Genomic DNA, 12,894 nt, shown 5'->3' with positions numbered 1-12,894 from the left:
ATGAAAAACAATTCGTTTTACATTCAACCCATTCGCGAACATGATGCAGAACATCTGCATAAATTCATGATGGATAATGTAAAACGATTTGTTACCTATTTACCCAATATACTTGCCAAAAATCTAAATATTGAAGCCTCGAAAGATTATATTCTATATCAGCAAAAACAACGAGAACAGGGCTTTGAATTTACATTTGTATTAAAAGATATTACCACCAATTTTATCGTGGGACTAGTGATTTTAAAAGAGATTAATTGGAAAAAAAAGCAAGGCGAGTTTGCCTACTGCGTTGATGCAAAACACGAAAACAAAGGTATTATTTCGTCTGCAATAGAAGATTTAGCGTATTTAGCATTTGAAAAATTACATCTTAAAACACTTCAAATTATATCGCACAAAAGTAATATAGGTAGTATAAAAGTGGCTACAAACTGTGGGTTTGTGTGGAAAGAAACATTAAAAAACGAATATGCGCCACCAAACGCACCAACCTTAGATATGGAGTTATATGAACTATACAATTAAGGATAAATTTTATCAATATATTCAAGAGTTACAAGATAAGATTACTACAGCTTTAGAAGCCGTAGATGGAAAAGCAACTTTTAAAGAAGATCTTTGGGACCGCCCAGAAGGTGGTGGTGGTCGTACTCGAGTAATAGAAAATGGTGCTGTTTTCGAAAAAGGTGGTGTAAATATTTCTGCCGTTCATGGAAAACTGCCCGAAAGTATGCAAAGCTATTTCGGAGTTAAAGATGCCAATTTCTTTGCCTGCGGACTCAGCTTAGTGCTGCATCCAAAAAATCCTATGGTACCAACCGTACATGCCAATTGGCGCTATTTTGAAATGTATAACCAAGAAGGAGATATTGTAGACCAATGGTTTGGTGGAGGTCAAGATTTAACACCCTACTATCTTTTTGAAGAGGATGCCAAACATTTTCATACTATTTGTAAAACCGCTTGCGATAAACATAACGACAGTTTTTACGACCTATATAAAGAAAAATGCGACACTTATTTTTGGAATGCTCACAGGCATGAAGCCAGAGGTATAGGCGGATTATTCTTCGATTACTGTAAAGCCAATACCTATATGAGCATGGAGCATTGGTATAATTTTACGACCGAAGTGGGCAATAGTTTTTTAGAAAGCTATTTACCCATTGTCGAAAAAAGAAAAAATTTACCCTATACCGAAGCCCAACGAAACTGGCAAGAAATTCGTCGAGGACGCTATGTCGAATTCAATTTGGTTCATGACAAAGGCACCTTATTCGGATTAAAAACTAATGGAAGGATTGAGAGTATTTTAATGAGCCTACCACCACATGTGCAATGGGTTTATAACCACGAAATAGAACCTAATAGTCCAGAGGAGCACTTATTAACTGTTTTAAAAAAACCTAAGTCATGGGTTTAAAAACGCTTCTTACTGTAATCTTAATAACTGTTATGGCTAATCTCTGCCACGCGCAAGATAGCATACCGAATGTTGAACAAGATAGTATTATTTACGACGAGTCTAACGAATACATTCATGTCTATAAAAACAGAATTACAGCACGTGCGTTTTTTGTAAGTACCTCCAATTCGTTAACTTTAGTCGATCGAGATACCGATTTCAGCATTGATTTAACACCCAACAAACAAGACCGTATTGGTGCCTCGGTAGCTTTTAGATTTATTAATATATCGTATTCCTTTGCTCCAGATTTTATAGCTAAAAACAAGGACAACGACGACTCGAAACTCTTTAACTTAAATATTAGAACGTATTTTGGCAAGCATTGGATGCAAACGCTAGACATCTACAAAGAAAAAGGCTTTTATGTAGAAAATGAAGATTTCCAGGAATATCTCCCAAGAACCAAATGGTTAAAAGTCGGTGGATCTACTTCTTATATCTTTAACGAAAACTTCTCTTTTAGGGCTATTGCTTCTCAAGACGAAAAGCAATTAAAAAGTGTAGGAAGTTTTATACCTAGCATATTGTATTATTACACAGATTACGACATTTTTTGGGACACAGGAGACCCCTCCAATTCTATAGACGATTCTTCTAAATCTTTCGACATTGCTTTGGCACCCGCTTATTATTACAATTTTGTACCCACCCGAAACCTATTCATCTCTGCTGGATTTTCGGCAGGTATAGGCATGCATTATGCCAAAGACAGTACAACTAGCGAAATAACACTTCTAACAGAATTCAATTTAAGAACCTCTTTAACCTACGATATCGATAATTTGTACCTTGGCGCATATTATAGCTATTTGGTACTAAACTACAATTCCGAAAACACCGTAAATGTAAGCGACAACATACCTTTTTTTCAGGCGTTTATAGGGTATCGCTTTAAAGCTCCTAAAAAAATAGTAAAAACTGCAGACGATTTTAATGCTAAATTTATACCTTAAATAAAACCCTATTTCAAAAAATAAAATAGCCCCAAAGCACTCCCTATGATATTGAAAAGCACGACATTTTACCTATTATTTTTTATAACAACCTATGCCTGCTTTGCTCAAAAACAAACCCAAAAAGACTCTCTTTTCGATAAAGAAAACGAATATGTTAGATTTTATAAAAACAGAATCACGGCTCGCGTTTTTTATGTAAATACTTCCAATTCTCTCTCGTTGAACGACGATAACTCGCAACAAGTTTTAAACTTAAATGCAAACAAACAATCTCGAATTGGAGCCAGTGTGTTTTTTAGGATGCTCACCATTTCTTACTCGTTTGCACCAAATTTTTTAAATGCCAATAAAAATAATGAGGACTCCAAATTATACGCTTTAAATCTAAGAGGGTTTTATAAAAGGAGATGGATGCAAACCATTAAATTATATAATGAAAAAGGTTTTTTTCTGAAAAATGACAATTATAATATCTATCTACCCAAAACGAAATCTTTTCAAATTGGTGGCTCGACCTCCTATATTTTAAACGATAATTTTTCATATAGAGCTATTGCGTCTCAGAACGAAAAACAATTAAAAAGTGCAGGAAGTTTCGTTCCTAGCATAACTTATTTTTATTCCACATTCAATATAAATTCCGAAGATAAACTTCAGTTTAACACCATAGATAAAGATTTCAAGTCCTTCGATTTGGCCTTTTCTCCAGCCTATTATTACAACTATGTGCCCAATCAAAATTTATTTATTTCTGCTGGAGCTTCACTCGGAGTAGGATTAAATCACGCCTCGTCAAACAGCGGAAATCTCACAACTTTACTTACCGAATTTAGTTTTAAAGCCACAGCAACTTACGATTTTGAAAATCTTTATTTCGGCGCTCATTTTAATTACTTAATTTTAAATCATAGTAGCAAACGTGATTTATATATCACAGATAACATACCATTTTCGCAAGTTTTTATAGGCTATCGCTTTAGAGCACCTCAAAAGGTTATAAAAACTGCTGAAGATTTTAACGAAAAATTAAATATAAAATCATAATCATGTATCCACTTAAAAGAAACAGACGATTAAGAAGCAACGAAGCCATTAGGTCTTTAGTTCGCGAAACCATCATATCTCCAAACGATTTTTAGTACCGCTTTTTGTTGTTGAAGGCAAAGGCATTAAGGAAGAAATTCCGTCTATGCCTAACTACTTCCGCTTAAGTTTAGACTTGCTTGAAGCTGAAGTAAAAGAATTGTGGTCTTTAGGCTTAAAGTCGGTATTATTATTTGTAAAAGTAGACGACAAGTTAAAAGACAATAAAGGTACCGAAGCTTTAAACCCGAAAGGTTTAATGCAACGTGCCATTAAAACTGTAAAAAATGCTTGTCCAGATATGTTGGTTATGACCGATGTGGCGTTAGATCCGTTCTCGTCTTACGGGCACGATGGTATAATAAAAAACGGCATGATTTTAAACGATGAATCCTCAGCTGTTTTAGCCGAAATGGCTTTAAGTCACGCACAAGCTGGAGCCGATTTTGTAGCCCCTAGCGACATGATGGATGGTCGTATTCTTGAAATGCGCGAACTTCTAGAGGACGAAGGTTTTATTAACACAGGTATCATGTCTTACAGCGCCAAATATGCTTCAGCATTTTACGGTCCGTTTAGAGATGCTTTAGATTCTGCACCCGTAGATATGGTTGATGTTCCTAAAGACAAAAAATCTTACCAAATGGATTATGCTAACCGCTTGGAAGCCATTCGCGAAACCGAAATGGATATAGACGAAGGTGCCGATATTGTTATGGTAAAACCAGGTTTATGTTATTTAGATATTGTTCGAGATATTAAAAATGAAGTCGATGTTCCTGTTGCCGTATATCAAGTTTCTGGCGAATATGCCATGCTTAAAGCTGCAGCAGAACGTGGGTGGCTAGACCACGATGCTGTTATGATGGAACAAGTTACGGCTATAAAAAGAGCTGGTGCAGATATAATTGCAAGCTATTTTGCTAAGGATGTTGTGAAATTGATTTCGTAACTTAGCACTAAATCAATTTAAATATATGGGAGCACTTATCTTTTGGGCAACAATTTCAATATTCTTTTCGTTTCTATGTTCTATTCTAGAAGCTGTTTTTTGAGCGTGACACCAACGTTTATAAATGTAAAAAAGAATGAAGGCAAGGACTATGCTACCACGCTAGAAAATCTTAAAAAGGATGTAGATCAGCCTTTAATTGCCATTTTAACTCTAAACACGATTGCCCATACCCTGGGTGCCATGATGGTGGGTATAGAAGCGGAAAAACTTCCCTATAAATTTGAAATTTTTGGAATAAATACCGTAGGAATAGTTTCTGCAATCATGACCTTTTTAATATTAGTGGTTTCAGAAATTATTCCAAAAACTATTGGTGCTAAGTATTGGCAAACCTTAGCCAACTTCACCTCTAAAGCTTTAACGGTTTTAATCTTTCCATTAAAATGGACCGGACTATTATGGTTATTGCAACTCACCACTAAACTTATTGGTGGCAAGGGGCACGGTAGTGTGTTAAGTCGTGAAGATTTTCATGCTATGGCAGATATGGCAGAAAAAGACGGCGTATTTCAAGAATCTGAAAGTAAAATTCTGAAAAACCTTTTAACCTTTAAAGATATTCTTGCCAAAGATATTATGACGCCAAGAACGGTTATAAAAACAGCTAATGAAACAACTTCTGTTCAAGAGTTTTTTAAGGCAAATTCTAATATCCGATTTTCTAGAATTCCGGTGTATACCGATTCTCCAGACAACATTACTGGGCTCGTTTTAAAAGATGAAGTTTTTAAAGAAATGGCCCTTGGAAACGGCAAAAAAACGTTAAAAGATTTAAAACGTAATATAATCATTGTAAATAGAAATATTGCCATTCCTACCCTGTTCGAACAGCTTGTAGAAAGCAAAAACCACATGGCTTTAGTAGTAGACGAATACGGTTCTGTAAGTGGTATTGTTACTATGGAAGATGTTATTGAAACTCTTTTAGGTCTTGAAATTATGGACGAAAGCGACCATGTAGCCAATCTTCAAGCTTTGGCTAGAAAAAGTTGGGAAGCAAGAGCGAAACGTTTAGGCTTAATTAATGAGGATATCGAAGAAAATTAATGGATACTTGCATTATAGCATCACCATTAGGATTTACTAAAATTGAAGGCAATTCAGAGGGTATTTCGGCCATCACGGTATTAAATTCTGATGAAGAACCTAGTAGAACTATTCCAGAGTCGCTACAAAATTGTGTGCAACAACTTCAAGAATATTTTGATGGGTCTCGGAATCATTTCAGTATAAAACGAAATCCGAAAGGTACCGATTTTCAGAAAAAAGTATGGGATGCCCTTTGCCATATCCCTTACGGAAAAACTGTATCTTATTTAGAACTTTCTAAACAATTGGGCGATGTAAAAGCTATTCGTGCAGTGGCCAACGCCAATGGTAAAAATCCACTTTGGATTGTGGTGCCTTGTCACCGCGTTATTGGTACCAATGGCAGCTTAACAGGTTACGCTGGTGGCTTACACCGTAAACAATGGCTTTTACAGCATGAAAGCCCGTTTACACAGGAAACCTTATTTTAATTTTCTATATTTAAGCACAACAAACTACTAATAATGAAATATCTATTTAAACTCCTCAAGTTTATCATACTTGTATGCGGACTTATTATTCTAGGCCTATACATTTCGGGCTACGATTACATTTTAAAGGCGGCGTGGATTACCTATGGTACCGGTCATAAAACAGCTTTTTTAGAAGATTATAAAGAATTCGATAATCGCACTATCGAAAACAGTACACCTCAACCTTGGCCCATTCATAAAGATTATAATACAGCCAAACCTACAGACAGTTTAGAGCGTATGAATGTGGCAAATGGTACGATTGCCTATATGATTATTAAAAACGATAGTATTTGGTACGAAAACTATTATGATGGTTTTGGTGAAACTTCGAAATCTAATTCATTTTCTATGGCTAAAAGCATCATTTCTGCCATGTTAGGAAAAGCCATTATGGAAGGGAAAATTAAAAGCCTAGACCAAAAGGTAAGCGATTTTTATCCGGAATTTAAAAAAGGATTATCCGAAGGTTTAACCGTTGGCGATTTATCGTCTATGGCCTCTGGTTTAGATTGGGATGAATCGTACTACTCCCCTTTTTCGGTAACCACACGAGCGTATTTCGATGAAAATCTCGCTCCGGTTATTTTAAACATGAAAGGGATTGAAGCACCAGGAAAAAGCTATAAATATTTAAGCGGAAACACCCAATTATTAGGTATGGTCCTTACCAAAGCAACCGGGCAAACCATGTCTGGCTATTTAAGCGAAAAGTTCTGGAAACCTATGGGCTGCGAGAGTGATGCGCTTTGGCAATTAGATAGCGATGCGCATGGACTAGAAAAAGCCTATTGTTGTATAGCCAGTAATGCTAGAGATTTTGCACGTTTTGGAAAATTATACAAAGACTATGGCAAATGGAATGGACAACAATTGTTAGACTCTGCTTTCGTAAAAAAATCCATCACTCCGCGTTTTGATGCTAGTCCAGAATACGGCTATGGCTGGTGGTTAAAAACTATTGATGACAAGCACTTTTTTATGATGCGTGGGCATCTTGGCCAATATGTTATTGTAGAACCCGAAGACAATATTATTATTGTAAGATTAGGCCATTCTAAAGGACCAGAAGATGTTGTTGCTACATTTACGAAAGATATTTTTGCCTATATAGAAGAAGGCTATAATATGTTGGAAAATAATTAATTGAAAGGTTAAGCGCAGCCTCGTTTTTGAATTTCAAAGTTTTTATTTCAATTAAATTTGGGGTTCATAGTAGTCCGATTATATAATAACAATGCAAAATCAATTGACTGATATTTTTAATAATAGAGAAATCGCCATTGGAATTTGCATTTTATTCTTTTTCATTTGGGTATTATCATTAAGTCGCGAATCGCGAAGAAATTTTTTGAAACTTTTTACTGTTATTTTTACTACTAATCTTATCGACTACTTTTTAAGCATAATTGTTTATTCCATGTCGGTCATTTTAGCTCTAACAATTATTAAGTTTTGGGACTTATCACTATTAAAAGACAGTTTGTTTTGGTTAATATTTGCGGGGTTTCCAATATTTATGAAAATAAGTGAACTAAAAAACTCGAATCATTTCGCTAAAGAAATATTAAAAAGAAGTTTAAAAGGGATAATCATTGTTGAATTTTTATCAAATTTCTATACCTTCAACCTTGCCATAGAATTATTTATAATGATTTTTCTAACCCTAGTAAACATTCTTCCCTTTGTTAAACCCGACAAGATATTAGAAAAATTTGCTTCTAATGTTAATTTGATTTTCGGTTTTATTGTAATAATTTATATTGGGTATAATCTTTATCAAAACATCTTCAGTTTTATCAATATAGATACACTAAAGGCTTTTGCTCTACCTCTTATTCTAACCATAGCTTTAATACCATTTCTCTATTCTGTTGCTTTATTAGATTTATACAAAATAATATATAAGAGAATGTCTAAGAATTTAAACGGACGGAAGTTAAAATGGTATTTAAAATATAAATTATTTACAAAATTCAGACTAAAATTAAAATCTTTACAGTTTTTCCAATCAAAATTAAGTTTTGAAAAAATCACCTCTAAAATTCAGATAAATAATCATATTGAGGGATTTAAATTATAAACGGAATAAAGCTCCGTTTAGCAACCATTTAAAATTTCTTAAAATCAATAAACGCTTACGTTTTGATATCACAAAATTAAAATGTAATTTTCTTATTCACGGATAATTGACGGTCATGATTCATAAACTCAACCTTGAAGACATCTTATTTCTAGATATAGAAACGGTTCCAGAAACGCAGCATTTTTCTGAGTTAAGCGAAACCAAACAACACCTTTGGGATTTAAAATCGAAATACCAGCGAAATGAAGTTTCTGCCGAAGAGTTTTACGAACGCGCTGGCATTTGGGCCGAATTTGGTAAAATTGTTTGTATCTCGGTGGGCTATTTCAGATTGCAAGGTGAAACGAGACAATTTAGAACCACATCGTTCTATGGTGAAGAAACTGTGCTTTTAAAAGATTTTAAAAACCTTTTGGAAACCCATTACAACCACCCGCGACAAGTTTTATGCGCCCATAACGGCAAAGAATTCGACTTTCCGTATATTGCACGCCGTATGATTATACACAATATTCCGCTACCAGAGAAACTAAATTTATTTGGTAAAAAACCTTGGGAAGTTCCCCATTTAGACACCTTAGAATTATGGAAATTTGGGGATTATAAAAATTACACTTCTCTAAAATTGCTAACTCATATTTTAGGAATTCCATCACCAAAAGTCGATATTGACGGTAGCGAAGTGTATCGTGTATATTACGAAGAAAATGAAATAGATCGCATTATCGTGTATTGCGAAAAAGATACTATAGCCGTGGCTCAAATATTTTTACGACTACGTGGTGATGAGATTTTAAACGACGACGAAATTATTCATATTTAAATGACTGAAACTCCGGTATTACACATAGAAAATTTAAACGTAGCTTTTAACGGAAACGAAGTTATTCACGGAATCTCCTACCATCTTAATCCTAACGAAATTTTAGGAATTGTTGGAGAATCGGGCTCTGGAAAATCGGTGTCATCACTAGCTATTTTGGGACTTTTACCCAAAGGGATTTCTACAGTTTCAGGCGCAATTCATTTTAATAATTTAGATCTCACCCAAATTTCTCAAAAAACATTTCAAAATATTCGAGGGAATAACATAGCAATGATTTTTCAAGAACCTATGAGTTCTTTAAATCCGTCTATGCGCTGTGGTGTTCAAGTAGAAGAAATTCTTATGCAACACACCTCTAGCTCGAAATCTGAAATTAAAAAAAAGGTCTTAGACTTATTCGAACAGGTAAAATTACCACAACCAGAAAGGGTGTATAACGCCTATCCGCATGAAATTTCGGGCGGACAAAAACAGCGGGTTATGATTGCTATGGCTATTGCCTGCGAACCCGATATTTTAATTGCCGACGAACCCACTACGGCCTTAGATGTTACTGTTCAAAAAGAAATTATTTCACTTTTAAAGGAACTTCAAGCTAAAACCAAAATGAGTATCATTTTTATTACTCACGATTTGGCTTTAATTTCTGAAATTGCCCATCGCGTGCTCGTCATGTACAAAGGTGATATTGTTGAACAAGCCGATGTAGCTAGTATTTTTAATCATCCTAAACATAATTATACCAAAGCCTTAATTAATTCTCGGCCATCATTGGACGTCCGCTTAAAAACACTTCCTACCATAGACGACTATTTAACCCAAAGTTTTTCTGAAATAATTATTACACCAGAAGATCGGAAAATGGCGCACAAGGCATTGTACAGTCAGCCACCTTTACTGGAAGTTAAAAATTTAGAAAAGGAGTACATGTCTAAATCGGGTTGGTTTGGTAAAACCGAAACCTTTAAAGCCGTAAACAATGTCAGTTTTAAAATTTACGAAGGTGAAACCTTAGGATTAGTAGGGGAATCGGGTTGCGGAAAATCGACCTTAGGAAACGCCATTTTACAGCTCGATAAAGCCACTGCAGGAACGATTATTTATAAAGGGACCGATATTACTAATCTCTCTAAAAAAGCGATGAGAGCGCTTAGAAAAGACATTCAAATCATTTTTCAGGATCCTTACGCCTCTCTCAACCCAAGATTAACAGTTGGCGAAGCTATTATGGAACCGATGACCGTGCATAAATTATATAAAAACAAGGAGGAGCGTCGTGCTAAAACTATCGATATTTTAAACCGTGTAGGTTTATCTGAAGTCTATTTTAACCGGTATCCGCACGAATTTTCTGGCGGACAACGTCAGCGTATTGGTATAGCACGAACCATTGCACTTCAACCCAAATTAATCGTGTGCGACGAATCGGTTTCGGCACTAGATATTTCGGTACAAGCCCAAGTTTTAAATCTGTTAAATGAATTGAAAGACAATTTTGGATTCACTTACATATTTATCTCTCACGACCTTGCCGTTGTAAAATATATGTCGGACCAATTAATTGTGATGAATAAAGGGGAGATTGTAGAAAAAAACGATGCGGATATTGTATATAACAACCCGCATCAGGATTACACTAAAAAATTAATTCAAGCTATACCTAAAGGATTATAACATGAATACTTTTTTAACTAAATACACTAAATTTTTAATAAACTCTACAGTGTTATCATAAACCACGTAGAACTTACTTTCGGAATAGTTAGGTTCTTCAGGTAGATTTGACGTTACATTCATAAGCTATTAGTTTTTGGTAGATTTGGGATCTATTTGTATTAGTATTTCTGGGGATTATAAAGATGTAAATTATTTTTCATTTATCGTTAAAAAGCAACATATATTCGATGAAATGCATAATTTTTTAACATTTAACAGTTATTACTCCAAAAATTCAGCATTATTTAAACTTTCATTTCTGGTATTTCCCCCTCGACGATTAAAATCCCTTCGGTTGCATTTTTAATAGCATCTACAGATATTCCTGGTGCACGTTCTAATAATTTAAATCCGTTAGCTGTCACTTCTAATACGGCCAAGTTGGTCACAATTTTCTTTACGCAACCAACGCCAGTAAGCGGTAAACTGCAGCGTTTTAAAAGTTTTGAATCCCCAGCTTTATTGGTATGCATCATGGCAACAATTATATTTTCGGCACTGGCTACCAAATCCATGGCACCGCCCATACCTTTAACCATTTTTCCCGGAATTTTCCAATTGGCAATATCACCATTTTCCGCAACCTCCATCGCTCCTAAAATGGTTAAATCCACATGCTTCCCACGAATCATCCCAAAACTGGTTGCCGAATCAAAAAAACTGGCTCCAGGTAAAGTGGTGATGGTTTGTTTTCCGGCGTTAATTATATCGGCATCTTCTTCCCCATCAAAAGGAAATGGTCCCATGCCAAGCACCCCATTCTCACTCTGAAATTCTACTTCTATATCCTCTCGCACATAGTTCGCCACCAAAGTTGGAATGCCTATACCTAAATTCACATAGTATCCATCCTTAACTTCCTGTGCTATACGTTTTGCAATTCCTGTTTTGTCTAACATAATCTTAATGTAATAATTAATTAATGTAATAATGTATCAATACTTACTATTGGAACCCTAATCAATATATCCATTAATTAATATTCCAATGTTTTAATACTCACTCATGAAAAGAGTGCTATTTCTTACTTTTATAACTTGTACTCAAAATTTTATATAATATCAATCCCAATTCATTAACTCGCTCCTTTAATTCTTTTGGGTTTTCATAATTTTCGGAGTGTTCATACAACATAATCCAATACTTAGTTTCTTCTAATTCCTTAGCCGCTATCTTTAGTTTATGAATAAAATCTGCCTTACTTTCTGCATTTTGTGCTTCATGAATAGAAGCCCCGATACTTGTCCCCGATTTTAATAACTGATTAGCAATAACATATTTCTTGTTAGTTTCTAATTTCTCGCAATAGGTAATAACCAACAGTGCAAAAGCAATTGATTTTTCTAAAATGATATTTGGTTTTCGTTCTAGCATCTAAAAGTTATCCCATTGCTAAATTGATACATTCACAGAATTATTACATTATCTTACAGTTTTCTGCTCTATCCGTTTTTCATAATCTTTACCTTGAAAAATACGCTGAACGAAAATACCTGGTATATGAATTTGATTTGGGTCTAGGCTTCCAGCAGGTACTAGTTCTTCAACCTCAGCGACCGTAATTTTTGCAGCGCCACACATAACTGGATTAAAATTTCTGGCCGTGCCTTTAAAAATAAGGTTTCCCGCGACGTCTCCTTTCCATGCTTTTACAAAAGCGAAATCGGCTTTAAAAGCATGTTCTAACACATACATTTTGCCATCGAATTCTCGGGTTTCTTTCCCTTCAGCAACCTCGGTACCGTAACCAGCAGGTGTATAAATAGCAGGAAATCCAGCCTGAGCTGCCCGACACCGTTCTGCCAAAGTTCCTTGCGGAATAAGCTCTACATCTAATTCGCCACTTAACATTTGGCGTTCAAATTCGTCATTCTCGCCAACATAGGATGATATCATTTTTTTGATTTGCTTTTTCTGAAGCAATAAACCCAAACCAAAATCGTCTACACCAGCATTATTAGAAATACAGGTTAATCTCTTTACATTGCGTTTTACGAGTTCGGAAATTGCATTTTCTGGTATCCCACACAAACCAAAACCACCCAACATAAAAGTCATTTGGTCTGAAACACCTTCTAAAGCCACTGTAACACCTGAAACCTCTTTATTTATCATAACGATATGCGTTTTATTTCAACCTAAAAATACGAAATAAAAAGGCCTTTTTTAAATATTGTAA

12 protein-coding genes and 2 pseudogenes are annotated in these 12,894 nt (G+C 35.1%); 11 read left to right on the top strand and 3 right to left on the bottom strand.

The annotated features are described in order from the left end of the window. The 11 genes and pseudogenes from A9D35_RS11490 to A9D35_RS11440 all read left to right on the top strand — a co-directional run bounded on the left by A9D35_RS11490 (position 1) and on the right by A9D35_RS11440 (position 10,673). Entirely contained in the window at positions 1-528 is a 528-nt protein-coding gene (locus A9D35_RS11490) for a GNAT family N-acetyltransferase (RefSeq protein ID WP_066223168.1), read from the top strand. Further along, on the top strand, positions 524-1,426 hold the full coding sequence (gene hemF / locus A9D35_RS11485) for an oxygen-dependent coproporphyrinogen oxidase (protein ID WP_066226026.1): 903 nt from the start codon (positions 524-526) through the stop codon (positions 1,424-1,426). Before A9D35_RS11490 ends, hemF begins: the two co-directional genes overlap by 5 nt. Continuing rightward, positions 1,417-2,424 (top strand): DUF4421 domain-containing protein, encoded by a 1,008-nt coding sequence (locus A9D35_RS11480; RefSeq protein WP_066223166.1) that lies wholly within the window; start codon positions 1,417-1,419, stop codon positions 2,422-2,424. Before hemF ends, A9D35_RS11480 begins: the two co-directional genes overlap by 10 nt. 45 nt (positions 2,425-2,469) lie before the next feature. Beyond that, positions 2,470-3,471 carry a DUF4421 family protein gene (locus A9D35_RS11475; RefSeq protein ID WP_066223165.1) on the top strand — a complete coding sequence of 334 codons (1,002 nt, stop codon included), beginning with the start codon at positions 2,470-2,472 and terminating at the stop codon, positions 3,469-3,471. 2 nt (positions 3,472-3,473) lie between these two features. Continuing rightward, a pseudogene (gene hemB, locus A9D35_RS11470) lies at positions 3,474-4,462 on the top strand (porphobilinogen synthase). A gap of 25 nt (positions 4,463-4,487) precedes the next feature. Continuing rightward, positions 4,488-5,572, top strand: a pseudogene (locus A9D35_RS11465) (CNNM domain-containing protein). Further along, the gene (locus A9D35_RS11460; protein ID WP_066223163.1) at positions 5,572-6,045 is read left to right on the top strand and encodes a methylated-DNA--[protein]-cysteine S-methyltransferase; all 474 of its coding nucleotides are present in this window, start codon (positions 5,572-5,574) and stop codon (positions 6,043-6,045) included. The pseudogene A9D35_RS11465 and the gene A9D35_RS11460 overlap by 1 nt, the downstream one beginning before the upstream one ends. 33 nt (positions 6,046-6,078) lie before the next feature. Beyond that, the gene (locus A9D35_RS11455; RefSeq protein ID WP_066223161.1) at positions 6,079-7,233 is read left to right on the top strand and encodes a serine hydrolase domain-containing protein; all 1,155 of its coding nucleotides are present in this window, start codon (positions 6,079-6,081) and stop codon (positions 7,231-7,233) included. Between the two features lie 91 nt (positions 7,234-7,324). Further along, a complete protein-coding gene (locus A9D35_RS11450) occupies positions 7,325-8,170 on the top strand; it encodes a hypothetical protein (protein WP_066223159.1) in 846 nt (281 codons plus the stop codon). Between the two features lie 115 nt (positions 8,171-8,285). Beyond that, a complete protein-coding gene (locus tag A9D35_RS11445; RefSeq protein WP_066223157.1) occupies positions 8,286-8,996 on the top strand; it encodes a 3'-5' exonuclease in 711 nt (236 codons plus the stop codon). Further along, positions 8,997-10,673: an ABC transporter ATP-binding protein gene (locus A9D35_RS11440; protein ID WP_066223154.1), complete on the top strand. Its 1,677-nt coding sequence runs from the start codon at positions 8,997-8,999 to the stop codon at positions 10,671-10,673. 287 nt (positions 10,674-10,960) lie between these two features. On the opposite strand, the gene A9D35_RS11435 is transcribed toward A9D35_RS11440, so the two are convergent. The 3 genes from A9D35_RS11435 to A9D35_RS11425 form a co-directional block, all read right to left on the bottom strand. Further along, positions 10,961-11,614, bottom strand: coding sequence for a 3-oxoacid CoA-transferase subunit B (locus tag A9D35_RS11435; protein WP_066223152.1), 654 nt, complete (start codon positions 11,612-11,614; stop codon positions 10,961-10,963). Between the two features lie 118 nt (positions 11,615-11,732). Next, on the bottom strand, positions 11,733-12,089 hold the full coding sequence (locus A9D35_RS11430) for a four helix bundle protein (RefSeq protein ID WP_066223150.1): 357 nt from the start codon (positions 12,087-12,089) through the stop codon (positions 11,733-11,735). 48 nt (positions 12,090-12,137) lie between these two features. Then, positions 12,138-12,830, bottom strand: coding sequence for a CoA transferase subunit A (locus tag A9D35_RS11425; protein ID WP_066223149.1), 693 nt, complete (start codon positions 12,828-12,830; stop codon positions 12,138-12,140). Positions 12,831-12,894 lie beyond the last annotated feature (64 nt).

It is taken from the genome of Formosa haliotis (genome assembly GCF_001685485.1).
GTDB classification, from domain to species: domain Bacteria; phylum Bacteroidota; class Bacteroidia; order Flavobacteriales; family Flavobacteriaceae; genus Formosa; species Formosa haliotis.
This window is presented reverse-complemented; position numbering and strand designations above follow the sequence as displayed.